This window comes from Janthinobacterium sp. B9-8 (assembly GCF_000969645.2).
In the GTDB taxonomy this organism is placed as follows: Bacteria; Pseudomonadota; Gammaproteobacteria; order Burkholderiales; family Chitinibacteraceae; genus Iodobacter.
Genome location: NZ_CP014222.1, coordinates 42,568 through 67,710 on the forward strand (window position 1 = coordinate 42,568; position 25,143 = coordinate 67,710).

At 49.9% G+C, this 25,143-nt stretch carries 14 protein-coding genes; 11 read left to right on the forward strand and 3 right to left on the reverse strand.

The window, feature by feature from the left end:
- The first annotated feature begins 175 nt into the window (after positions 1–175).
- The 11 genes from prfA (at position 176) to VN23_RS00240 (ending at position 15,476) form a co-directional block, all read left to right on the forward strand.
- Entirely contained in the window at positions 176–1,258 is a 1,083-nt protein-coding gene (gene prfA / locus VN23_RS00190; RefSeq protein WP_046350276.1) for a peptide chain release factor 1, read from the forward strand.
- A gap of 115 nt (positions 1,259–1,373) precedes the next feature.
- A complete protein-coding gene (locus VN23_RS00195; RefSeq protein WP_046350275.1) occupies positions 1,374–3,221 on the forward strand; it encodes a ribonuclease catalytic domain-containing protein in 1,848 nt (615 codons plus the stop codon).
- A 296-nt stretch (positions 3,222–3,517) separates the two neighbouring features.
- On the forward strand, positions 3,518–4,069 hold the full coding sequence (locus tag VN23_RS00200; RefSeq protein ID WP_046350274.1) for a hypothetical protein: 552 nt from the start codon (positions 3,518–3,520) through the stop codon (positions 4,067–4,069).
- A 163-nt stretch (positions 4,070–4,232) separates the two neighbouring features.
- The gene (gene panD, locus VN23_RS00205) at positions 4,233–4,613 is read left to right on the forward strand and encodes an aspartate 1-decarboxylase (RefSeq protein WP_046350273.1); all 381 of its coding nucleotides are present in this window, start codon (positions 4,233–4,235) and stop codon (positions 4,611–4,613) included.
- Positions 4,614–4,685: 72 nt separating this feature from the next.
- Positions 4,686–5,603 carry an oxygen-dependent coproporphyrinogen oxidase gene (gene hemF / locus VN23_RS00210; RefSeq protein WP_046350272.1) on the forward strand — a complete coding sequence of 306 codons (918 nt, stop codon included), beginning with the start codon at positions 4,686–4,688 and terminating at the stop codon, positions 5,601–5,603.
- A gap of 140 nt (positions 5,604–5,743) precedes the next feature.
- Positions 5,744–6,715, forward strand: a complete 972-nt coding sequence (locus VN23_RS00215; protein ID WP_046350271.1) for a LysR family transcriptional regulator — start codon at positions 5,744–5,746, stop codon at positions 6,713–6,715.
- A gap of 347 nt (positions 6,716–7,062) precedes the next feature.
- The gene (gene eat / locus VN23_RS00220) at positions 7,063–8,454 is read left to right on the forward strand and encodes an ethanolamine permease (protein ID WP_046350270.1); all 1,392 of its coding nucleotides are present in this window, start codon (positions 7,063–7,065) and stop codon (positions 8,452–8,454) included.
- Positions 8,455–8,768: 314 nt separating this feature from the next.
- Positions 8,769–10,151, forward strand: a complete 1,383-nt coding sequence (locus VN23_RS00225; RefSeq protein ID WP_046350269.1) for a glutamine synthetase family protein — start codon at positions 8,769–8,771, stop codon at positions 10,149–10,151.
- A 319-nt stretch (positions 10,152–10,470) separates the two neighbouring features.
- Entirely contained in the window at positions 10,471–11,856 is a 1,386-nt protein-coding gene (locus VN23_RS00230) for an aldehyde dehydrogenase family protein (RefSeq protein WP_046350268.1), read from the forward strand.
- 519 nt (positions 11,857–12,375) lie between these two features.
- The gene (locus VN23_RS00235) at positions 12,376–13,545 is read left to right on the forward strand and encodes an iron-containing alcohol dehydrogenase (protein ID WP_046350267.1); all 1,170 of its coding nucleotides are present in this window, start codon (positions 12,376–12,378) and stop codon (positions 13,543–13,545) included.
- A 458-nt stretch (positions 13,546–14,003) separates the two neighbouring features.
- Positions 14,004–15,476 carry a M81 family metallopeptidase gene (locus VN23_RS00240; RefSeq protein WP_046350266.1) on the forward strand — a complete coding sequence of 491 codons (1,473 nt, stop codon included), beginning with the start codon at positions 14,004–14,006 and terminating at the stop codon, positions 15,474–15,476.
- 219 nt (positions 15,477–15,695) lie between these two features.
- Here VN23_RS00240 and VN23_RS00245 read toward each other — a convergent pair whose 3' ends face one another.
- The 3 genes from VN23_RS00245 to VN23_RS00255 all read right to left on the reverse strand — a co-directional run bounded on the left by VN23_RS00245 (position 15,696) and on the right by VN23_RS00255 (position 25,117).
- Entirely contained in the window at positions 15,696–17,153 is a 1,458-nt protein-coding gene (locus tag VN23_RS00245) for a ShlB/FhaC/HecB family hemolysin secretion/activation protein (RefSeq protein WP_197432987.1), read from the reverse strand.
- 103 nt (positions 17,154–17,256) lie between these two features.
- A complete protein-coding gene (locus VN23_RS00250) occupies positions 17,257–18,636 on the reverse strand; it encodes a FecR family protein (protein ID WP_052746395.1) in 1,380 nt (459 codons plus the stop codon).
- Complete coding sequence (locus VN23_RS00255; RefSeq protein WP_046350264.1) at positions 18,620–25,117, reverse strand: two-partner secretion domain-containing protein; 6,498 nt, start codon at positions 25,115–25,117, stop codon at positions 18,620–18,622. Before VN23_RS00255 ends, VN23_RS00250 begins: the two co-directional genes overlap by 17 nt.
- Between the last annotated feature and the right edge of the window lie 26 nt (positions 25,118–25,143).

The following is a 25,143-nucleotide window of genomic DNA, read 5'->3' on the forward strand; positions in this document are numbered from 1 at the left end:
GGACACAGAGGACGCGGAGTTACACGGAGAAACCCTTGAAGTAAGTTAAGTGCTTTTTTACTGCGGCTTAATTTTTCTCGGTTTTGTTTTTCTCCGTGAGACTCCGTGTTCTCCTTTTGCTCCGTGGTTCAAGATTTGGGTTTAAAAGGCCAAATACATACACTCTGGAACTGAAATGAAACCTTCTATTGCTGCCAAATTGGCGCAACTTGCTGATCGTCTTGAAGAAGTCGACGCATTACTGGCGACCGAAGAAGCCACCCGCGATATGAATAGCTATCGCAAGCTCACCAAAGAGCGCGCCGAATTAGAGCCGGTGGTTGCCCTTTATCACCGATTTACCCAGATTGAAGCCGATATGGCCGACGCAGCAGAAATGCTCAGCGATCCTGATATGAAGGATATGGCCGAAGAAGAAATCAAAGAAGGCAAGGTGCGCATCGAAGCTTTGGAAGTCGAGCTGCAAAAAGCGCTGTTGCCTAAAGATCCTAATGACGAGCGCAATATCTTTTTGGAAATCCGTGCCGGTACGGGCGGGGACGAAGCGGCGCTGTTTGCTGGTGATTTATTCCGCATGTATAGCCGCTTTGCCGAGCGTAATCGCTGGCAGGTAGAAGTGGTGTCCGCCAGTGAATCTGATCTGGGCGGCTACCGCGAAATTATCGCCCGCATCGTGGGCTTTGGTGCTTATTCATGGCTGAAATTTGAATCCGGCGCTCATCGTGTGCAGCGCGTGCCTGCCACCGAAACACAGGGCCGCATTCATACCTCGGCGTGTACGGTTGCGGTGATGGCCGAAGCCGATGAAGCAGAAGAAATCTACATCAACCCTGCCGATTTACGCATCGACACCTTCCGCGCCAGCGGTGCCGGTGGTCAGCACATTAACAAAACTGATTCGGCAGTGCGGGTGACACATATTCCAAGCGGCATTGTGGTGGAATGCCAAGATGATCGCAGTCAACACAAAAACAAAGCCCGTGCCTTATCGGTGCTGGCCGCCCGGATTAAAGATGTGCAAGACCGCGAACGCCACGCCGTTGAAGCCGCACAGCGTAAATCGTTGGTGGGTTCCGGCGACCGGTCCGAGCGCATCCGCACCTACAATTTCCCTCAAGGCCGCATGACCGATCACCGGATTAACCTTACGCTCTACAAGCTGGATTACATCATGGACGGCGACATGAACGACCTGACGCAAGCCCTGGTTAACGAGCACCAAACCGAGCTGCTGGCACAATTGGGTGGTGCGGAGTAATGAGCTGTAGGGCGGATTTCACCCGCCCTACAAATCTGATCACCAGCAAGCGACACAGGGCGGACCTTGTTATAATGCTCGGCTAAATCAATAAATGAATGCTGGCGGCTTGAGAATGAATGTTTTTTTTGAGGAAGATGGTAATTTCAAGGTAGCCACGATCAAGGAAGAGCAGGCGGCAAGCCTGATGCTTGAAGATACCCGTGGTAAGCGTTTTAAAGTGAAGGCGGCTAATGTGCTGCTGCGCTTTGAGCGGATTAGCTTGGATGATTTCCTAAAAGCGGCACAAGCTGCGGCTGATGAAATTGATATCGATTTTCTGTGGGAATGTTGCGGCGCGGATGAGTTTGCTTTTAACGACATCGCCACAGAATACTTTGGGGCGAACCCTTCGGTGCAGCAACAGGCTGCCGCGTTGATCCGTTTACACGGCGCGCCGATGTATTTTTACCGCAAGGGTCGTGGCCATTACAAAGCCGCGCCTGAAGAAAATCTGAAAGCTGCTTTAGCGGGCCTCGAGAAAAAGAAAAAAGAAGCCGAGCAAATGGCAATCTGGCAAGCCGAGCTGCAAGCAGGTTCTTTGCCCGAATCATTTATTCCTTTGGCCAGCAAATTACTGCACCGCCCTGATAAAAACACCATCGAATGGAAAACGCTGGCCGCCGCTGCGGATGCCATGCAGACCTCTACCTTACGTTTGATGGAAAAAATCGGTGCGATTCCTGATGTAGCCGATTACTTGCTCGATGGCTTTCTAGCTGAATCCTTCCCTAAGGGCCGTGGCTTTGCGCCAACCGAGCCGGTGACTTGCCCTAGCGATTTACCACTGGCCGATGTGCAGGCCTTTAGTATTGATGATTCCACCACTACAGAAATTGACGATGCTTTCAGCCTGAAGCGGTTGCCTAATGGTAATTGGCAGGTGGGTATCCACATCGCCGCACCTGCCTTGGGCATTGTGGCAGGGTCTGACGTCGATAAAATTATTCTGGATCGTTTGTCTACCGTATACATGCCCGGCGACAAGATCACCATGTTGCCAAACGATGTGGTGGAAGTGTTTACCCTGCAAGAAGGCAAAACTTGCCCGGCGCTCAGCATGTATTTAGAGCTGTCGCTCGGCTTTGATGTGCTTTCTCATCGCAGCGTAGTAGAGATGGTCCCAATTGCTGCCAACTTACGTCACGAGCAGCTTGAGCCGGTGTTTAATGAAAACACCGCAGGTAAAGCAGATGCGCCTGATTTCCCTTGGAAAGAAGAAATCACCTTCTTATGGCACTTTGCCGGTGCATTGGAAGGCCGCCGTGGTAAGGCCGACCCAACTGCGCCGCTTAAAATTGATTACAGTTTTTACATTGATCAGATTGATGGCGAAAAACGCGTGCGTATTGTGCCGCGTAAACGTGGCGCACCCATGGATAAACTGGTTGCCGAGCTGATGATTCTGGCCAATAGCACTTGGGGCAAGGATTTGATGCAGGGCCAGGTGGCGGGTATTTATCGCGGCCAAAATGGCGGTCGTGTGCGTTTAACTACGCAGGCTGGCCCGCATATTGGCTTGGGCGTGGAGTGCTACTCCTGGGCTTCTTCACCACTACGCCGTGCGGTAGATTATGTGAATCAGCTGCAATTGCTGGCGCTGATTGGCAATACTAAACCACGTTTTCAAAAAAATGACGCTGAGCTGTATTCGATTATCGGAAGTTTCGACACCGCCTACGCCGCTTATGCTGAATTACAAGATAAGATGGAAAGGTACTGGTGCTTGCGTTACTTGCAGCAGGAAAACAAACGTGAAATTACTGCCGTGGTGATCAAAGAGAATTTAGTTCGAGTTGATGGCATGCCATTAGTGATGCGTGCAGGCATACCGGAACTACCGGCCGGCACAACGGTCAGTCTACAAGTGATGAAAATTGATTTACTCGAGCTTGTGCTTGAAACGCGTATGGCGACTATTTAAAAAGGCTGTGAGTAGGGAATGAGGGCCTATCAACTTAGGTAAAACCAGCGGGAAATGGCACTTTTGCAGCTTGGGTTAGCTGGTTTATTCGCCTGTTTAAGGGCGGATAAATCAGCGTAACCTAACGTTGAAGCGTAAAAGAATGCTGGGTTACGCGATATATCGTTGAGTGTGGTAAACCTGCACATGCAGATTGCTAACCCAAGCTACGAATTCCCTTTAAGTTGATAGGGTTGGGTTTTATTAATCACCACTCTCCACTCCCTCAATTTTTTAACAAACAATGATGGTTATAAATGCTACCCAATCAACGCCTTAAGCAATGCCTGCCATTGAAGTTTAAAAATGGTGCGCAGGTTCGCCAGTTTTCCAAGCCCTGTGTGAGCTGTGGGGAAATGTTGCAAGCTAATGATATGTACGGCATTGCGCGTCTGGTAGAAAACCATATTGCCATTGCGGCCAAGGCGCGCTGCCCTAAGTGCGAAACAGAATTTGGCGTGTGCTGCATCATTGATGATGAAAAAAAAGTGCGCCGGCTGATCTTGCCGCAATTCGCGTTTAATTTGTATTTACGCAATTTGCCGCTGCAAGCGGCTGAAATTGAAGCTGCGGCTGCGCCCAAAGAGATCGATATCTCCCCTGTGCAGCCTAGCCCTGCGCCAGTTGTGGCAAAAACCCCTGCAAATATCCAGCGGGCTGTTGAGGTGATTGGCAGTTACCAGGAAAAACCGATACCGGCGTGGGTTGTTGTAGATGGCCAGCAGCTTAATTTTGACCGTGTATCGCCAGATGCCAGAGTGGCCGCAGGTGAGTTTCTGCTAGATGGTTGCTTTGTTTATCGGGGTTGATATGTGGTTGCGATTGAATAGCGTGCAGATTTGCTGCGCTGCGTCAAAATAGCGCATCTCCTCTGTATCTAACATCTATTTACCCTGTCCAAGCATCGCTTCTGGGATTATAATCTGATCCCTTCTGAAATAGCCCTGCCCAGAAACGGGCTGGAGAAACACCATGCAACGTTCTCTGCTTAAATCGAAAATTCATCGCTGCACCACAACGCACTCTGAGCTGCATTACGAAGGTTCGTGCGCCATCGATGAAAACCTGCTTGAAGCCGCTAATATCCTTGAGCATGAACAGATTCATATCTGGAATGTGGATAACGGCGAGCGTTTCTCTACCTACGCCATTAAGGCCGAACGTGGCTCGGGCATTATTTCGGTGAATGGCTCGGCCGCGCGCCGTGCTGCGGTGGGTGATTTACTGATTATTGCCACCTTCGCTAATTTTGAAGAAGCAGAAATCGCCGCTTTCCACCCAGCGCTGGTGTTTGTGGATGGTGACAACCGCATCAAAGAAATTAAGCACCAAGCCCCAGTGCAAGCTGCTTAATGAACGCCGTGCTGTAAATCACTCCATATAGGCTGCCTTTTTCGGCAGCCTTTTTCTTGACTAGGATTTTTAATGAATTCAACTGCCGTTAAAGATTACCTCTTAAGTCTGCAACAAAATATTGTCGCCACCTTAGAGCAGCTCGATGGATCTACTTTTCATACCGATCAGTGGGAAAGAGAAGGCGGCGGCGGTGGCATGACGCGAGTGATTGAAGGCGGCAACTTATTTGAGCGTGGCGGAGTGAATTTCTCGCATGTGATGGGCGCTGCCCTGCCACCATCGGCGAGCGCGGGTCGGCCAGAGCTGGCTGGGCGGGCCTTTGAAGCGATGGGCGTGTCTTTAGTTTTGCACCCGCGTAATCCGTATATCCCTACCGTGCATATGAATGTGCGCATGTTTCGTGCGTATCAAGACGGTGAGCAGGATGTATGGTGGTTTGGCGGCGGCATGGATCTCACCCCCTATTACGGCCAAGAAGCAGACGCGGTGCATTTTCATCAGGCCTGCAAAGACGCGCTCGATCCCTTTGGCGCGGCGCTTTATCCGGAATTCAAAGCGTGGTGTGATCGGTATTTCCACTTAAAACACCGCAATGAGCCGCGTGGGATTGGTGGTATTTTCTTTGATGATTACAACGCCGCCGGTTTTGAAGCCAGCTTTGCCATGATGCAGAGCGTGGGCAATGCCTTTTTGCCCGCCTATGTGCCCATTGTAGAACGCCACGAAGACGCCGAATATGGCCAGCGCGAGCGCGACTGGCAATCGTATCGCCGTGGCCGTTATGTAGAATTTAATCTGGTGTTTGATCGTGGTACGCTATTTGGCTTGCAATCAGGAGGGCGCACTGAATCCATCCTGATGTCTATGCCACCGGTGGTGAACTGGCGCTACGATTATCACCCCGAAGCAGGCACACCCGAAGCGCGTTTATATAGCGACTTTTTGTGTGATCGGGATTGGTTGGGTGTGATGGTCGCTGATCGATGATTTCGTGGGTCGGGTTAGCAGCAGTCTGCGTGTGAGGTTTACCTCACTCAGCGAGATATCGCGCACCTGACCGCTTTCCGAGGCTCAACTGTTTCTATATAGCGTGTTCCTCACTGCTTTGATCCTTCAAGAGGAATCACATGGCCGCAAGTCCGATTGGTTTTGATTTAAAAAGCCTGGAAGTGTTTGCCGCAATTGTTGAAGCGGGTGGAATGACAGCTGCTGGCCAGCGCCTTGGCATGACGCAATCGTCGGTGTCACAAAGCATCGCCAATTTAGAAGCGCAATTGCATGTGCAGCTACTCGATCGCTCGCAACGCCCACCGATGCTCACCCCGCTGGGGCGTAAGTTTTATGAGCAGGCCGATCGTTTATTGGGCGATGCCCGCCGTGTCAGCCTAGAGTTTCGCCGCCAGGAAGCCACGCCGCTGAAACATGTGCGGATTGCTTTGGTCGATTCTTTAGCCATCAGCGTAGGCAAAGAGCTGGTAGCCGCCATTAAGCGCCGCACCGCGCATTGGTCTATGGTGACCGGCCAATCACATCTGCATGCCGATGCCCTGCTTAATCGGCGGGTAGATATTATTTTGTCTGATGATGCAGTACCCAATCACCCCGAGCTTTTCCGTCGACGCCTGCTGCGAGAGCCTTTTATTTTAGTGCTACCGCTGGATTTTAAAGGGCCGGTTAGCAGTTTGCGCACCTTGGCTGCCGCACTGGATTTTATCCGCTACAACCCATCCACCGTGATCGGCCGCACCATAGAAAACAAGCTGCAAGAATGGAGTATTCATCCGCCATTACGGATGGAGCTTGATAATTCCTATGCCATTTTGCAAATGGTCAAAGCGGGTCTGGGCTGGACGCTGACCACGCCACTTTGCCTGCTGCAAGGCGGAATTAAAACGGGCGAAGTGCAATGCCTGCCCGTGCCTGAGGGCGAATTCACCCGCGAGCTAACGCTACTTGCCAGAAGCGGCGAGCTAGGCAATCTGCCCGAGTTACTCGCCGACGACAGCATCGCCCTGATGCAAGAGCGCTACCTACCCGTGCTGGCCAACGCCGCACCTTGGCTACACCCCCGAATCGTGTTGGGCGATTTACCACGTTGAAGTGATTTTTATATAAAAAATTGTAGGGCGGCTGCAACCCGATCCTGTCAACTTAAGTGAAACGTTATTCGTAGGGCGGGTGCAACCCGCGAGCAAGGCTGAAAAGTACGCGGGTTTCACCCGCCCTACAAAAGTGGCGCTGCACATGACTAGCCTAGTATTCCTATCCTCTCTCCATTTTGAAAGACTATTGCTGCATCGCGCAAAGATAAGTGTAAGCAATAGTAATAAATAAGCTAAAACGATAGTTGTTGTCGCTTTAAATTCCCCAGTCATAAACTGACATCCAGCCTTTCATTCAATTTTTCTGTGTGCGTGTGCTTTCACTTTTTAATAAAGGAAACATCATGGCAGAAGTTAAACGGGAGCTTAAACGCTCGCTCAAAACCATCCACCTCTGGGGTATTGCGGTGGGGCTGGTGATTTCGGGTGAGTATTTTGGCTGGAGCTATGGTTGGGATAAGGCAGGGACTCTGGGTTTTATGATCACCTCCTTGGTGATTGCGGCCATGTATACCACTTTTATTTTTAGCTACACCGAGCTGACCACATCGATTCCCCATGCGGGCGGCCCCTTTGCCTACGCAAGGCGCGCTTTTGGTCCAACTGGTGGTTATATCGCTGGCATGGCCACCCTGATCGAATTTGTATTTGCCCCGCCCGCCATTGCACTAGCGATTGGTGCGTATCTTGGTGTGCAGTTTCCGGGATTGGACCCCAAGCACGCGGCGCTGGGGGCGTACCTCGTGTTTATGTTTTTGAATGTTATTGGCGTCACCATCGCCGCCACCTTTGAGCTTTGCGTCACTATTTTGGCAATTTTAGAATTGCTGGTGTTTATGGGCGTCGTGGCTCCGGGCTTTTCTTGGGCCAACTTTGCAGCGCATGGCTGGTCGGGGGCGGATCAATTTAGTAGCGCCTCCTATAGCGGCATGTTTGCAGCGATTCCGTTTGCGATCTGGTTTTTTCTGGCCATTGAAGGTGCGGCGATGGCGGCGGAAGAGGCAGAAGATCCGCGCAAAACCATTCCCCGTGCCTATATCAGCGGGATACTTACCCTAGTTTTCCTCGCCATTGGCGTAATGGTCTTTGCTGGTGGAGTGGGCGATTGGCGGCAGCTGGCCAATATCAACGAGCCTTTGCCTAAGGCGATGCAAATGGTGGTAGGGGCAGATTCAGGCTGGTTGCATATGCTGGTGTGGATTGGCTTATTCGGGCTGATCGCTTCTTTTCACGGCATTATCATGGGCTACTCACGGCAGATTTATGCCCTTGGCCGGGCAGGGTATTTACCCGGCGTCTTGGCTAGCGTGAATCAGCGCTTTCAAACCCCGCACTGGGCTATTCTGGCGGGCGGCGTAGTGGGCGTGGCGGCCATTTATGCCGATTCGGTGATCCAGCTGCAAGGCATGTCGCTGACTGCGGCGATTATCACCATGTCGGTATTTGGTGCCATCGTGATGTACATCATCTCAATGGCATCGCTGTTTAAATTACGCCGTAGCGAACCACAGCTAGACCGCCCTTACTCCGTACCTTTCTATCCTTTCTTCCCTTTAGTGGCGCTGGTTCTAGCCTTAGTTGCACTCGTGGCGATGATCTACTTTAACACCACTATTTTCGCGATTTTTATTGGTTTTATGGTCGGCGGCTATGTTTACTTTCTGGCTACCCGCCAAGCCAGAGAAGATGCACCGCATGATGAAATGCTACAAACAGTGGGGGATGCCGTGAAGTAAGGCCAACACTAAAACCCAGGTCTTGAACCACGGACGCCACAGGACACACGGAGTTTCACGGGGAAAAGCGTTTTGAATTTTTTCAAAATGAGCAATCGGTTGTTTTGCGCGGCTCGTAGCACGGGGCTTTTATTCTCCCCTTAGTCCAGCCGAGCGAGGAACAAGCGCCGGGGTGGCCTTCTTTGGCTTCGTTTCTTGGCCACACAAGAAAGGAAGGTCGAGCGGGGCTCCCGCACCTAAACACCGTGCCGAAGGCACTTAAGACTGAAGTGGGTAAATACCCACTCTCACGCACACCGCATCAGGGGATCAATATGCAAGCTCGTGAAGTGAAAACAATCGAAGATGCCATCGCCGTTGTCGAAGCCAGCGGGCTTTCGCATATCAAGGTGGGGATATCCGATATCGATGGCGTGATGCGGGGAAAATATGTTTCCAAAGAGAAATTTATTTCCATACTAAAAGGCGGCTTAAGCTTCTGTAATGTGGTGTTGGGCTGGGATTCCAACGATCAGCTTTACGACAATGTGCAATACACCGGCTGGCACACTGCTTACCCCGATGCTCAGGCGCATATTATTCCCGAGAGCTGCCGTGAATTGCCGCTGGAAATGGTCGATGGCAAGCCGATGCTGTTTTTCCTGGGTGAATTCAGCGGCGATGCCGAAGCCATCTGCCCGCGCCAGCTTTTAAGCCGCATCGTTAAAAAAGCCGCAGACATGGGCTATCTGGCTTATTCCGCGCTGGAATACGAATTCTTTGTGTTTAAAGAAACGCCTGAGTCGGTCAGGGCTAAGAATTATCAGAACCTGATCCCATGGACGCCCGGCTATTTTGGTTATTCTATTTTGCGTAGTACGGTCAACGCCGATTTCTATCATCAGCTGCTGAAACTCAGCGAAACCATGGATATGGGCATCGAGGGCCTGCATACCGAAACCGGCCCCGGAGTGCTGGAAGCCGCAATCGGCGTGGATGAAGCCAGTAGTGCAGGAGATAAAGCTTTCCTGTTTAAGACCTTCTGTAAGGTGCTGGCTCAGCAAAATAATTTAATGGCGACCTTTATGGCTAAGTGGTCGCATGAATTGCCGGGGCAAAGCGGCCATATTCATTTGTCTTTAAATGAGATCAATAGTGGTAAATCGGTGTTTTATGATCCTACCCAGCCGCACAATATGAGCAAAACGCAGCGGCATTTCCTGGCGGGTGTGCAGCGTTTGCTGCCCGAATTTATGGCGATGTTTGCCCAAACCGTAAATAGCTATACCCGCTTAGTGCCGGGTTATTGGGCACCACTCGATGCGACCTGGGGCTTAGAAAACCGTACCACCGCACTGCGGCTTATTCCTGGATCGGCCAAATCGCAACGTATCGAGGTGCGAATCGGTTCGGCCGATGCCAATCCTTATCTGGCACTGGCCGCAGCCTTAGGCGCTGGTCTTTACGGGATTGAGCATGAGTGGGAGCCGGAAGCCATGGTGGAGGGCAATGCCTATACGCAAACCTTTCCCGACCGCTTGCACCTGCCCAATTCACTTGGGGACGCAGCAAAACGCCTCAAAACATCGGAAGCCGCCCGCAGCCTGTTTGGCTCGCCTTTTGTAGAGCACTTCACCGCCACCCGTGAATGGGAAGAAAGAGAATTCCGCAAACATGTAACGGATTGGGAATTAAAACGCTATTTTGAAATTATCTAAGGTTTAAAAAGATCTGTGGACACAGAGGGCGGGAAGAACTCAGAGTACACAGAGAAAAACGAGTTAAAAGCGGTAGGGCGTACTCTAAGCTCTGCGTGCAACTCGAAGAGTTGTTCAGCGAAAGCGCAGTACGCCAGCTGGCTAAACCTTGAACCCTCGATGCTGCAGAGAACACAGAGTTTTACGGAGAAAACCTTGTTTCTGAAGTTTTTCTCAAGCTTTAGTTTTCTCTGTGTTCTTTGTGTGCTCGCTTGTTCTCTGTGTCTACAGAACTTTTTTTAGCCTCTTTTAAAAAACATTCCATCCACTCGGAGTAGCTATGTCTGAACTGATCACGATTAGTCCTATCGATGGTAGCGAAGTGGCGCGGCGGGCTTATGCCGATGAGCACCATATTGCGGCCACTTTGCGCCGTGCCAAGATTGCCCAGCGGGATTGGCGACAGGTTTCTCTGGTCGAGCGTGCGGCGGTACTGAGCCGTGCGGTGGATGCTTTTTCCGCCAATAAAGATGCGATTGCCGAGGCCATCAGCCGCCAGATTGGCAGGCCCATTCGCTATTCGCCCAATGAAGTGGTCGGCTTTGATACCCGAGCGCGGCATATGATGGCGATTGCGCCCGAGGCACTAGCCGATATCCGACCCGCGCCGATTGATGGTTTTAATCGCTTTATCCGCCGTGAAGCGCTGGGCGTGGTGCTGGTAGTCGCACCGTGGAATTACCCGCTACTGACCGCGGTGAACGCGATTATTCCTGCACTGATGGCGGGCAATACGGTGATCTTAAAACATTCTGCGCAAACCCCGCTTTGTGCGGAGCAAATCCACGCTGCCTTTGTGGCTGCCGGCTTGCCTGCCGGCGTGTTCCAGTATTTGCACACCGATCACGCTAGTACGCAAAAGCTGATTCAGGCTAAAGAAATCAAGCATGTTTGTTTTACCGGCTCGGTAGCAGGCGGCATTGCTGTAGAGCAAGCTGCGGCAGGGCGATTTATCGGCGTGGGTTTGGAGCTAGGCGGCAATGATGCGGCGCTGGTTCGCAGTGATGCCGATCTTGCTCATGCCGTGGATACGCTGGTCGATGGCGCATTTTTTAACTCTGGGCAAAGCTGCTGCGGTACTCAGCGTATCTATGTGCACCAGTCTGTGTATCAGGAGTTTGTCGACCGCGCCCTTGCGCTGACCGAGCAATATGTACTGGGAAATCCGCTGGATGCAGCTACCACCCTTGGCCCCGTGGTACGAGTGGCCGCCGCCAATGCGGTGCGAGTGGTAGAAGCCGATGCACTGGCCAAAGGCGCCAGCCAAATCGTCGATACCCGCCGCTTTAAGCTGGATGATGGCAAAGGCGCTTATCTGGCCCCGAGGATCTTTACCGGCGTTAATCACCAGATGCAGCTGATGGCCGACGAATGCTTTGGCCCTGTAGTCGGCATCATGCCGGTGAAAAACGACGAAGAAGCCATCCGCCTAATGAACGACAGCCCCTACGGCCTGACTTCAGCTGTATTTAGCCGCGATGAAAACGTGGCACTAAGCTTAGGCTATCAGCTGGAATGCGGTACCTTTTTTATGAACCGCTGCGATTACCTAGACCCCGCTTTGCCTTGGACGGGTATTAAACAAACAGGGCGAGGAGCGACTTTATCGGTGCTGGGCTACGACTACCTGACGAGGCCGAAGTCGTTTCATTTGAAGCAAATGTGATATCTGACGGTATTGAGTAAACCCAGATCCTGAACCACGGAGGACACAGAGAACACGGAGTTTCACGGAGGAAAACCATTTTGAATTGAGCTTTATTTTTCGTGTTTAAGGTTCATAGCTTCTTGGGCTAGTGGGTTTTTCTCTGGTTTTAGGTGGCTAAACCTGCGTAATCCAACACCTAAGCTCCAAAAAATGTTGGGTTACGCGATAAGGCTGCTAACCCAACCTACGAAAATTGAAGCGATAAGTCGATGGTTGATGTGGGGCTTAAGTCCCCCTGAGACCAGCCGAGCGAGGAATAAACGGGGCGGGGCTTTCGTCAATTCGTGTTTGAGCGAAGCGAGTTGAATTGACGCCGACTCGTTTATCCGCAGCGAGGGAACCCCGCGAAGCGGGGCGCAGACGCCGGGGCGGCCTTCTTTGGCTTCGTTTCTTGGCCGCGCAAGAAAGGAAGGTCCAGCGGGACGCCCGCACCTAAATCAACGTGCCGAAGGCACTATTCCTAAACAGGATACTTAAATGAATCTCGATCGCTACACCGTAAATTGGAATTACCCCACCAATGTGAAATGTGGCGTGGGGCGGGTGAGGGATCTGCCTCAGTTAGCGCGATCTTTAGGCATTAAAAAACCGCTGCTGATTACTGATCCGGGCTTGGCCACTTTGTCGCCCGTACTTAGCACGATGACTTTACTGGATGGGGCAGATTTGCATGCGGGTCTGTTTCACCAGATTAAGGGCAACCCCACCGGGCAAAATGTGGCCGACGGGGTGGCGGCTTATCGGGAGGGCGGTTTTGATGGCGTGATTGCGCTTGGTGGCGGCTCGGCTCTGGACGCGGCCAAAGCGGTGGCGATGATGGTTGGGCAGAGCGGGCCGCTTTGGGATTATGTGGATGAAGGGGACAACTGGCTAAGAATTAAAACCGAAGGCATGGCGCCCTTGGTGGCGATTCCTACTACCGCAGGCACTGGCTCTGAAGTGGGGCGGGCTTCGGTGATTACTCATGAAGCAGAGCACGCCAAGAAGATTATTTTTCACCCGCGCATGCTGCCTGCCATCGTGATTTTGGACCCAGTGCTCAGCACTGGCCTGTCCGCCAAGCTGACGGCTGCAACAGGTATGGATGCACTCAGCCATAGTTTAGAAGCCTACTGCTCGCCGTTTTATCACCCCATGGCTAGCGGCATTGCCTTAGAAGGGATGCAGCTAGTACGCGAATGGCTACCGCGTGCCGTTGCCGATGGCACAGATCTTGAGGCGAGGATGCAAATGCTGGTGGCCTCCAGCATGGGAGCAACGGCATTTCAGCGCGGGCTGGGGGCGATGCATGCGCTGGCCCATCCGCTGGGTGCGCGCTTCGATGCCCATCACGGCATGCTCAACGCCATCCTGATGCCCTATGTTTTAAAAGCCAATCAGGCCGCCATCGACGAGCGCATCACCGCCGCCGCCCGCTACCTAGGCCTGCCGAATCCCTCATTTGCTGCATTCTTAGATTGGGTGCTACGCCTTAGAGAGGAAGTGGGCATTCCGCACACGCTCAAAAGCATAAGTATAGATGAGTCCTGCTTGGAAACCATAGGCGAGGCCGCTGTGGCCGATGGCGCTCATGGCACTAACCCGATTCCTTTTACTCCACAGCAATATCGCGGTATTTGCGCGGCGGCTTTGGATGGCTTGTTGTAGAAGTTTGGGGGGGGGGGGGCTGCCAAACCCAAATCTTGGACCACGGAGGTCACAGAGAACACGGAGTTTCACGGAGAAAAACAAGCCTTGAGTTATGTTGTTTTCTAGGTTTTAAGTATTTCAAAACCCAACAATTAGGATTCATATCGCAGTTGGTAGCCCGGGGCTTAAGTCACCCCTTGAAGCACGCCGAAACGAGGAACAAGCGGGGCGGGGGGCGCTTGGGAGGAGGATCCAGCCAATCCCGCCGCCGCCGACTCGATTGGAGCGCAGCAGGGGCCTTCGTGTTTCGTGGGGTCGCCTTCTTTGCGTACTAGGATTTCTGGCGAAGCAGAAATCAAATACTTCGCGGGGGAATCCCGCACCTAAATACCGTGCCGAAGGCACTAATACAAAGGTCTTTTTGACTTTGCGTTGCTAACGGGCAAAGCCCACGTATTTCCCCCACTGGAGCAGGTATGCAGCGTATTGCGGTAGCGGGTATTCAGCATGAAACCAATACCTTTGTCAGTATGCCCACCACGATGGCTCATTTTATTGAGGCCGATGCTTGGCCGGGTTTGACTCAGGGGGAGGCGGTTTTTGCCGCGGTGGCGGGGGCTAATTTGCCTTTGGCGGGGGCGATTGCCGCGCTGGAGGTGGGCGGTTTACAAGTTTTGCCGCTGCTTTGGGCTTCGGCCAACCCTAGTGGGCGGGTTGAGGATGCGGCGTTTGAAGCGCTATGGACGATGTTTGAGTCTGCTCTTTTAAAAGCGGGGCCGCTGGATGGCGTGTATTTAGATTTGCACGGCGCTTTGGTGACTGAGAGTTATGACGATGGCGATGGCGAATGGCTGCGCCGTACTCGCGCCTTATTGGGTGAGCAAATCCCCATCGTGGCCTCGCTGGATTTTCATGCCAATGTCAGTCCTTTGATGGTGAGTTCGGCCAGTGCCTTGGTCGGCTATCGCAGCTATCCACATGTGGATATGGCTGAAACCGGGGCAAGGGCGGTGGGCTTGTTGCAGCGCCTCCTTGCGGGTGAGCAGCTGTATTCTGCTTTTGTGCAACTGTCATTTTTAATTTCTATGCCCTGGCAGTGTTCATTGATCGAGCCTGTTGCCCGGCTGATGCAGGCGGCCGAGCAGGCCGAAGTGGGCGATATAGTGAGCGTGAGTTTCTTTCCCGGTTTTCCTTTGGCCGATGTGGCCGATGGCGGCCCTGCGGTGCTGGTCTATGCGCATCAGGCCGACGTGGCTCACTGTGTTGCGGCCGCTTTGGCGAGAGCCGTGGAAAGCGCCGAAGCAGAATTTGACGGCCGATTATGGCAGCCGCATGCCGCTTTGGAGTACGCGCGCGAGCATGCTCGTGCAGGCCATACAATTGTGCTTGCCGACACTTGCGACAACCCCGGTGGGGGCGCAGGTAGCGATGCGGCGGGAATTATTGCTGATTGTCTTAGTGCTCAAATACCCGCGGTGGCGCTTGGTATTTTATGCGATCCAGCGACTGCAAAAGCGGCGCATGTGGCAGGCGTAGGGGCCGTTTTGCACCGTGCCATAGGAAGAGCGGATTGCTCTGCGGATGGCGAGTGGAAGGTGTCGGGCCTTGGCAATGGGCAGTTTGCTGCAACGGGACCTTTTTATTCAGGCTGCCAAATGGATCTGGGGCAGATGGCACGCTTGGAATATCAGGGGGTGACGGTGCTGGTGAGCAGCCGCAAGCAGCAGGCGGCAGATCAGGCGATGTTCCGGCACTTGGGCGTTGAGCCTAGTGAGGTACCTGTCTTAATTTTAAAAAGCAGCGTGCATTTTCGGGCCGATTTTGGCGCAATTGCGGCAGAGATTCTAGTCGTAGAGGCCGATGGCGAGCATGTGGCCGATCTAAGCCGCTTGCAATATCGGGTATGTAAACGCCAGCCTGCGAGTCGGGCTAAGGCAAAAGATCTGTAGACACAGAGATTGCTGAGAACACAGAGCCCACAGAGAACCCCCAAAATAGTGATCACTACTTGAGGGGGAAAACACAAGTCTCGAAATACGGAGTTACACGGATAAAACCTAGCAATGGCTCTAATTGATTAGAACTGTTTTAACTCGTTTTTAGGTTTTCTCAGTGTTCTGCTTTTTAGCTCTATGTTCTCTGTGTCTACAGGCCTTTTTGCTTTTTGATCAATACTTCAAATAAAACCCAAAGTGCCCAAAGCTTTCGCCGCGCTCTATTTTGGGGGAGCCGCTGCCGTCTGCGATATATCCCCAGTCTGCGCTGATTAATCCCCAATCCTGAATTTGCCAGCGTAATCCCAACCCGATGCTGCCGAGGACTTCTTGGCTGTTGGTTCCCGCTTCGGGAGAGCGGCGGTGAATGGCGCCTGCGTCGATAAAGCTAAGCAGGCGTAAGCCCTCAAAAAATTTGGGCGTGCTGATTTCAAAAGTGCCTTGCACGCCGCTATCGCCGGTGGCGCTGCGATCGCTTACCCCACGCAGAGAGCTGCTGCCGCCCAGGGCAAATTGCTCGCCAGAGATTAGTGCTTCACTGGCAAACTGGCCGCTTAATTTAAGTGTGGCTTGCCAATCGCCAGCAAAGCGGTACAGTCCTTCGGCCTTGCCATGCCATGCCTGCCAATTGCTATGCGCGCCGCTGCGGTTGGCCTGATAGGCTTCATCATCGTTGCCGTAGCCTGATGGTAGATTGTGGCTGTAATCAAGACCAATATTGATTTCGATATCTTCACTTTGCCAGTGGCCGTTATAAGCCAGTGTGAGTGGCCGGCTGCGTACATCGGGGCTGAGCTGGCCAACGCCAGACACATCCGTGCCGCGGAATAGTTTATCGTCGAGCGCCACTTCAATTTGCGAGCGGTATTGTCCGTCCATAGGTAGATGGTGGGTGTAGCGCAGCCCGCCCGATTCACCTTTACCCGTGATGATTAAACCTTCACCTAAGCTACCGGAATCGACTTTTGATTGTGCATAGTAGGCAGCTAGGCTGCCGCCAAGGCTATAGAAGGGCATGCGGTAAAACACACCGTACTGGCTGACATTATCGGGTTGGCTAGGGGCGGTGGAGTAGCTGATTGTGGCAACATGATCACTGTTAAATAAATTGGCGTGCTGCAATCCCAAAGACAGACGCAAGCGGCCGTTATCATCCGAGCCAGAGTTATTACCGGAAACAAAAACACTCCATGGTTTTTGCTGCTGGGTATCGATGATGGCTTCAATGCTATCGGTTTCGCCTTCTTTAAAAGTGATATTGGTCTGCTTGCTTGGGTTTTCATTGGCGATGACCAGCTGTGTGGTCATCGCCTGAAAATTAGGTGAGCCGCCTTCTTGCAGTGCGGGCAGGCTGTTGCGCTGATTTTCTTCATCAAAAAAGAGCGTGTTTTTGAGTGTGACTTTACTGAGTTTGAAGCTCAGCACTTCTAAAGTGATAATGCCTGATGCTTCTTGCGGCGGTAAGGTGACGCGTAAAAAACCATGCCCACGTTCGCGTAAAGCGGATTCAAGTGCGCTGGCTGCTTGTTGTAAATCGCTTAGCGAGCGGTTATTGCCTAAATAGGTTTGTAAGAGCTGGCTGCTGGCCTCGGCAGAAAGCGGGTTTTCACCTTTTACCTGGTAGGCTGTCACGTTAAAGAGTGGCTCCTCGGCTAATACAAGGCCTGAAATTATGCTAGCGAGGAGGCTGGCAGGTAAAAAATGGCGAAATTTCATAGCGCGCAGTAGCTCTCGTTTATTTGGCAACACCAGGTTTGCAGCCAAGGTTGGAGGGAATGCCATTTTTGCTGAGCATGTCGCGTAGCGGAATCTTGACTATGCCGATGGGTGTTTTATCAAACTCAATAAATACGGGTAGCTCACGTAAGCGAATAGGGCTATTTTTGTTTGAAAAGCCTGTCTCATCTTTCCCTAAAAATAGTACTTGCTGGCTCGTATTGTCAGTAAGACTAACATTGCCGTCGCGGACGTGTACATAGAGGCCGGGCATTTCGTTATTTCCCTCGGCTTGGCCAAATAAGAGTTTCAGATCAACAGGGATGGTATCTGGCCGTGGTGCTGGCATATTGCCAAGGCTGGTAGGCGGAACGCTGGGGCGTAAGATGCCGGAAATTTTAATTAATACCGTTTCCCCAGGATTTAGTTGCTGAATGGGGCCGCTAATTGGCGTTACGGTGATGCTGCCTTCCCACACATAGGCACCAAAGCCATCCATCCCGGGTAGTTCTGGATCGGCGCAGGCTGCGGTGCATTCAAAATCAACCCCGGTACCGCGTATGCCAATCGTGGCGCTTTTGGTCTTATATTGCACTGCATCTGGTTTGGTTTTACCGATTAAGCCCGTGAGCGCGCGTAAGCCACCTTTAAAAAGGGATACGCCAAAATTACCTTCAGCAGGTACTTCAGCCTTGTATTCAAATCGATCAATCTGCATTTGGGTGTCGCTACGCAAAGACACTTTGCCGCCGTCTCTAAACGCCAGTACCACCGTCGCATCCGGCGCAGTTTCTACCCGTTCCCCCACATAAACTGCACCGCCCTGCGCCAGCATACGGGCCACGCCCTCTTTATTTTTTACGTTGGCCTTGCCAGATAAGCTCACTACTCTGGCTGCAGCGGCCACTTCTACTGCTTTATTTTGCTGAGTGGGTGCTTGCTTGGCTTCTTGGGCGCAATCACCTGCGCAAAGCCGTGCATCAAAATCTGTACCACGAATCCCAATGGTGGCGCTTGAAGTCTGAATTTTGGCGGCATTAGCCGATTGTTTGGAAATCAGCCCGGTTACTGCGCGTAAACCGCCTTTAAATAAGCCTAAAACCATGCTGTCTTCACGGCCATTCTGGCCAAAAGCGAAGCTATCAATCTTCATGCGGGTATCAGGGCGGACGGTGATTTGTCCGCCGTCATTAAATTTAAGTACGGCATGGCTATTGGGTGCGGTAATGATTTCATCACCCTCATTTAAAATAGAGCCTCTGCCAATCAGCTTTAGCCCGCCATTCTTACCCTGAGCAGACGCTGCACCTTGCACCGAGGCAACTTCAGCCACAATTGCGGCATAGCTTGGCACTTGGATTAAAAGACTAAGAAGCAATAGCTTAAGGGCAGTTGGCATCGTCTTCTCCGGCAACCCTGATTGTTTCTTTGGGCGGCTCAATTTCTTCGGGTTTTTGGGCTTCAAAGGGCAATTGCCCTGTTCCAATGAGTTGAAAGTGAATTTGCTGGTCTTGTTTTTGCAAGACAATCACTTTGACTAATTGTTTTGCCTGCTCTTCTGTTGCATTAATTGGTAATTTGGAAATCAGGCCCCCATCCGGGTTTTTTCCTGTTTTGCTGACTAGCCCGCTGGTTTTGATTTGATCGGCAGTTATATTATTGCTAACGGTTCTGCTACTACCATAGGTGATGGCGCCACCATTGGCAGAAACAGCTTTCACGCCAGGGGCGACTTGAATCACCGTAGCATCAACAGAAATCTCGCCCGTCGTGCCACTCACTCCCGGTTGTGCGCCTTGGCGTGTTCCTTGGTTATTTAATTGCGCTGTGGTGGCACCTGCAATTAAATCAGCATTCTGAATATAGCTATCATTGGCATTTATTTTGATATCGCCTGCTGCAATTAAAGCCGTGTTCTGAATAATATTGTCATCGTTTTTTCCTGTGTCCCGGCTGCTTAATCTGATTGTGCCGGTAGATTTAAGTGCACCGTTTACTCTTAATGCCCCATTACTGATCAGCGAAGTATCATCGGCACTGAGGGGGGCGCTCACCGTGAGTGTGCCTTGGTTATCAATCAGTACATTGCCCTTGGTGCTAATTTCTTGCAGGGCAAGATCCGCATTATTATTAAGCGTTAAGCTGCCATCACTTCTTGCGCTTAATTGGGAAATTTTATGATTTCCTTTATCCAGTGTGATTTGCGTTTTCCCATCAAGCTGTAGCTTTGCCGTGTTAATCTGGCTATTGGCCGTGTCGAGTAACTCATTCGCTTTTAAATTGACGGCAGTGCCTTGAATCTGGTTGTTTATAATTAATGTACCAAGTGCATTTACATTAATCAGGCCCGCGCTGTTTGCACCGCTTAAAGCAAGAGATTTACTATTATTAATTGTAATATCCCCCTTGCTGTTTAGCGTTGCCAAATCAATGGTGTTGGCGTTTCCTTGCAAATTAATACCCAGCTCGGCATCGACATTCAATTTGTTTGCACTTACTTTTGCGCCACCTGCTTCATTCAGGCTGCCGTTAATAATTTTAAACTGGACTAAATTGCCAGTCAGGCTGTCTTTAATCAGTAAATTACCATTGCTGCCAATCTGGATATCACCACTTGTGCTGCTTGCATCCAGAATTAACTCTTTATTATTAAGAAGTATTATATTGCCACTATCACTAATAAGTTTGACTTGATCTAAACTATTGGCTTTATCTAAGGTGATTCCTGTGCCCGCTTTGGCATTGAGCTGTTTGCTAGTGATGATTGCACTGCTGATTAGTTTTCCGCCGCTATTAAGTGAGATGCTGTTGCTGGAAATATCTTCATTTATATTCAAATCACCCGCCGCTCTGATTTGTATATTGCCACTGCTGTTTATTTTTCCAAGAGTAAGGGATTTTGTATTGTTGAATGAGATATCGCCTTCACTACTGATTAAACTAGCCTGATCAATGGTGTTGGCATTGTCGAGCTTAATACCCTTGCTGGCACTGGCAAGCAAAGTCTCTGCATTAAGTACGCCATTGGCAAGGCTGCTTATTTCTCCCCCACTTGCTTTAAGGCTAATGTTTTTAGCTGATATACCATCCTTTAATCCTAAATTTCCCTGGGTATCGATGCGTAGCAAGCCTGCGGTTTTAATAGGGCCAAGTGCCAGTGTTTTTGTATTAGAAAAAATAATGTCGCCATTGCTGTTTGGAACAAAGGTGTCAACAGTATTGGCTTCGCCAAGGCTAATGCTGCTGGCTTGTGCATTGAGTAGCTTAGCGGTGATTGTGCCGCCTGTAGCCTGGCTTAATGCGCCTGCGCTATTAATAAATAAATCTGAGTTTGCAATATTAAAGCCTTTTATTGAAATATCACCAACCTTATTTCCTTTTGCATCGCCAATAATGATTCTGCTGGCTTTTATACGATCAAAATCGCTCTGGCTTAGTTCTAATCCCGAGTTGATTCTGGTGTTGCCGCCTAAAGATACTTTAACAGTATCTGTAGTGCTGGGGGTATAGAAAAAATCAGTGGTGTCAATCTGGCCTTTTTCACCCATATTAAGTTGATCAGTTGTTAAATTAAGGTTTTTACTATTGATGCTGTTATTAATGCTGATGCCACTGGCAGATTGCAACCTAGTCGCATCTGTACTGCTCAGTGCGCCATCAACTGTTATTTTTCCTTCTGTGCTGATATCTACTCTTCTTGCTTTAATCTCTTTTAATAAAATAGTGTCGTTGTTTTTTAATAATAAATCTCCAGCAGTGCTTGACGCGCTGAGCGTGCCAATATTTTGAACGCTATTGTTAAGCACAATATCCCCCGTAGCTGTTAACTTTGCATTGCCGCTTAATTTAGCATTGGCGCTATCGCTCATGGTGTTGGCCGTTAAATCAATTTGATTTGCTGTTAAATTTCCTGTAAGTACTAAGCCTTCGGTATTATTAAGTTTAAATTGATCGGCACTTGATTCTGCTAAAGACAGAATTTTAGTATTATTCAGCACAATATTGCCTTGGCTTGTTTTAAGTGAGGCAATGTCTATTTTATTGCTTTGATCGAGAGAAATACCCTTTGCGGCTGTGATACTTAAATTGTTGCTGTTAATGCTTCCCTTGCTTGATTCGTTAATGCTGCCTGTTGCTGCATTTAATGTGCTGGCTTTTGTATTGATGGAGCTTGCTAAATTAATATTTCCCTGACTGGCTGTGATTGCCGCAGTATTTGCGGTAAGCGTATCGTTGAGCGTGATATCGCCCTTGTTCGTTATTTTTATATCACCATTATTACTATTGATGGTCTCTAGTGTAATGGCTTGATTGTTTTTTAAATTAAGATTGCTGCTATTAATTGCAGCCTTGCTAATCATGTTTTCTTTATCAAGTGTAACTGTACCTAAGGCAGCGATGCTTAAAGTACCCACTGTAATAATGCTGCTGCTTGCCTGACTAATATTGTTGGATTTAAGTGTTGCTGTATTTGCAGTAGATAGCTCCCCATTAAGCGTAATATCTCCCGTACTATTTAAATCAATATTTCCACTGCTTTTCAGACTGCTCACGCTGAGTATTTTATTGTTTTTAATTTTTATGTCGCCCGTTGTATTACGGGCGCTCAGTGTGTCTATTTTATTATCCAGTCCAAGGTTTAATGCTGTTGCCGAAGAGGCTGTGAGCTTGCTTGCCTGAATAATACCTGCACTTTGATTAATCGCTCCTGCCGTAGCGGTAAGGCTTAAGTTTTTTGCTGCAATAAGATTATTAATCGTTAAATTATTGCTGGCACGAACGCTAATATCATTGCTGCTGGCTAAACCATCGGCATAACCTGATAGGCCAATGCCTAAATTGCCTGTGTAATCAAGATCAATATCACCACTGGCGGTGAGTGCAATGCCTTCATTAAATACATTACTGCTATTATTGAGGGTAATACTTGTTCCCCTTGCCGCCAGGCCATTGACTTTAATACTGCCACTTTGGCTAATCGTACCTGATGAATAAAGATCAATAATGGCCACATTGCTGCTGCTAGTTACATCTAGGGTGTGAATGCTAGCAGTGCCAATAAGGTGACTGCTATTTCCTAATTTCACTTTGTTAGCAGTGATATTATCCAGCTCTAATTGCGTTAAGCCAAAACCGCTGCGGCTGCTGCCTCCAATTTGGGTCGCGGTATTGTTGCTTGTTGGTGAAATATTAACGGTGCCGCCACTGGCGATTAAGCGAGCATAAAAATCAGAGCCTTCCCCATCAGAAACTTGTAAAGTAAAAGTATCTGCTTGCAAGTTAATATTGCCAGCCGTTATTTTTCCTGTTGCACTACTGCTAGGGATTGAAATTGTTTTGCTAGCGGTGGTGATTAAATCAGCATTGCCTGTTCCTGCATTAATTTCCAGCCCGTCAAAATCAATTGATCCTGAATTTTCTATTGATACATTGCCATTATTGGTAATGATGCCGCTTTGATTAATTGCCGAGTGATCACTGACCGTACTGAATTTTAAATCAGCATTGTTTTTGATAAGAATTCCAGCACCACTTGTGGTTGTTTGGGCGGTTACTTTACCAATGCTGTTACTACTGTTATTTAAGTTAATACTGCCGCTTTCTACTAGTAACAGTAATTCTCCCGGTTCGAAAGTAGGTGAAGGTGGGTCGGATATTCTTTTTTTAATGCTAATCGGGGCTGATTGGATAATATTACCTTTATTTTTAATCCAGCTATTGTCTCCCATTTCTGAGCTTGAGTTGCTGGCACTTGAGTCTGAAAAAGCAGCGATTTCCAGTGCATTATCATTTCTTAGCTTGAGCGTGCCTTCAGAATTAACACTTATTTTATTGATATAGTTTAATGCCTGCCCTAGGTCAATTGGGTTAATCGTGCCTGATGGGGCAGGGGTTAGGGTTGAAACAGTTAAATGATCTGCTTTGATATAGCCATAAGAGGGAGATGGGCTAAGAGTCGTTTGGTTGATGCCGGTTTTGCCATAAATACTCAGGTTTTTTCCACTGCGATCAACTTCTGCCTGAATGGAAACGCTGCCTTCACTTCTGAATTCAAGATTTTTACCGCTTATTTTTGCAAGCTCGGATGTTTTTATACCCATGCTTGATGAGCTATCATCATCAATTGATCCACCTAATTTAAGCGAACTTTTGGCTTTAATCAGCGTTTTTTTATCTGTGCCGGTACTGATTGCGCCATTTAATTCAAGTGCATAAGCTTCAAATGTGATATTGCCTTGGGTAGAGATTGCACCAGAATTAATTTTTTCATTATCAGCCTTAAGAATAATATCTCCTGTTCCCGAATTGCTAATTGCATAGCTGCTCATATCAATCGCTGCTGTTGGGGCCGGTGATGGGTATTGGGCATGAAGGGTGAGAGAGTTATTTGAGGTATAGCTATAGTTGGTGCTGACCGTAATGATTCCTTCTGATTGCACCGTCACATTATTATTTAGCAGCGCAGTTGAAATGGCGGTGGTCAGTAAATAGCTTTCTGCGTTTGCAGCCGTATTAGAAAAAACGCCACCACTTTCTGTTGGGGCAGGAGGACATGGGCTTGGGCCGGGGCTAGGGCAGGCGGAAATAATATTGATGCCATATGGATCTAGTAATAATGTGCCTGCTTTGCCTGCGGGGGCTGAAGTATCCACACGGGCATTAAAATCTAAATGTTTTTTGCCTGAAGTTTCAACCAGCCCGCCATCACCGCTTAAAGCGCCGCCCCTGGCGCTGATTTCCCCGTTTACTCTAGTTATATCGTCTGCCCATACAATCACTTTGCCACCATTGCCTTCAGTGATCGCGTCGGCGCGCAAAGTGCTTTCTGGGCTGGTGTAACTGGCGGTCGAGTTGGAAACTAAAGAGTTTCCCCCTTGATAGTCTCCACCCAATAAAATACTTCCACCTGCGTTTTGCCCGCTGGTATCTACGATGGCATGATCTAGCAGCCCCACGTGCTTGCCAAGTAGCTGCACATCGCCGCCTTTAAGGCCTGTTGCGCTGATCTGCCCGCTGGCGAGTAAGGTGCCTGTTGGGCCTGCATCCAGCGTTATTTGCCCGCCCACTGCGCCATTGGCTGTAATTTGGCTGCCTACGCTGGTCTCAATTATATCGCTGGCACGCAGTAAAACTTTGCCGCCGACTTGTTCGGCACGCACGGCACGGATTTCGCCGCTATGTTTTAAGGTGCCGGCAAACAGGCCAACGGCATCACCTTTGATCTGTCCTAGATTAATTACACTATCGCTTGGTGCTTGTAAGGTAAAGCGCAGGCCTTCCAGGCTTAGGCTGACGATCTCAACCGATTTGCCAGCAGCAAGCACCACATTGCCGTTGCTGGCTTCGATGAGTCCGCTGTTTTTAATATCAGGTGAAATCAGGAAAACATCGCCATCTTGGCTGCGTATCATTCCTTCAACGGCTATTTTTCCGCCATCGCCATCAAAGCGATAACGGCCATTTAGAAAGTCATCATTTTTAATATCGAGCGTGGAGGCCACAAAGCCAGCGGTATCAATTCGGGCGTCTTTGCCGACCAAAAGACCGTTGCGGTTAATCAGAAACACGCGGCCATTCGAGCTGAGCTGGCCCAGAATTTGGGATGGATCGATGCCGCTGACGCGATTTAGCACGATGCTTTTGGCGGATTCCTGCTGAAAACGCGTGGCCTCGTCATTGGCGATGTTGAATTTTTTCCACTCGATAATCGCGTTGGGTGTGTTCTTAATGATGAGCATTTTGCCCACCTGCTGGATATCCGCCGAGCCATGAATGATTCTTGCGTTTTCAGGATTAGCGTAGGCCGGCACACCCATCAGCAGTGGTAAGGCGCTTGCAATGGCGAGTACCAAGGGGTGTAAAGGAAATTGCGGCTTCATTTTAGCCTCCGCTATCACTGGGTAAT

Bases quoted from the DNA above. Each gene is read 5' to 3' on its own strand.
- VN23_RS00255 (WP_046350264.1), bottom strand. From the start codon at position 25,117: ATGAAGCCGCAATTTCCTTTACACCCCTTGGTACTCGCCATTGCAAGC.
- eat (WP_046350270.1), top strand. From the start codon at position 7,063: ATGGCAGAAGTTAAACGGGAGCTTAAACGCTCGCTCAAAACCATCCAC.
- VN23_RS00250 (WP_052746395.1), bottom strand. From the start codon at position 18,636: ATGCCAACTGCCCTTAAGCTATTGCTTCTTAGTCTTTTAATCCAAGTG.
- VN23_RS00215 (WP_046350271.1), top strand. From the start codon at position 5,744: ATGGCCGCAAGTCCGATTGGTTTTGATTTAAAAAGCCTGGAAGTGTTT.
- hemF (WP_046350272.1), top strand. From the start codon at position 4,686: ATGAATTCAACTGCCGTTAAAGATTACCTCTTAAGTCTGCAACAAAAT.
- VN23_RS00200 (WP_046350274.1), top strand. From the start codon at position 3,518: ATGCTACCCAATCAACGCCTTAAGCAATGCCTGCCATTGAAGTTTAAA.
- VN23_RS00195 (WP_046350275.1), top strand. From the start codon at position 1,374: ATGAATGTTTTTTTTGAGGAAGATGGTAATTTCAAGGTAGCCACGATC.
- VN23_RS00240 (WP_046350266.1), top strand. From the start codon at position 14,004: ATGCAGCGTATTGCGGTAGCGGGTATTCAGCATGAAACCAATACCTTT.
- prfA (WP_046350276.1), top strand. From the start codon at position 176: ATGAAACCTTCTATTGCTGCCAAATTGGCGCAACTTGCTGATCGTCTT.
- VN23_RS00225 (WP_046350269.1), top strand. From the start codon at position 8,769: ATGCAAGCTCGTGAAGTGAAAACAATCGAAGATGCCATCGCCGTTGTC.
- panD (WP_046350273.1), top strand. From the start codon at position 4,233: ATGCAACGTTCTCTGCTTAAATCGAAAATTCATCGCTGCACCACAACG.
- VN23_RS00235 (WP_046350267.1), top strand. From the start codon at position 12,376: ATGAATCTCGATCGCTACACCGTAAATTGGAATTACCCCACCAATGTG.
- VN23_RS00230 (WP_046350268.1), top strand. From the start codon at position 10,471: ATGTCTGAACTGATCACGATTAGTCCTATCGATGGTAGCGAAGTGGCG.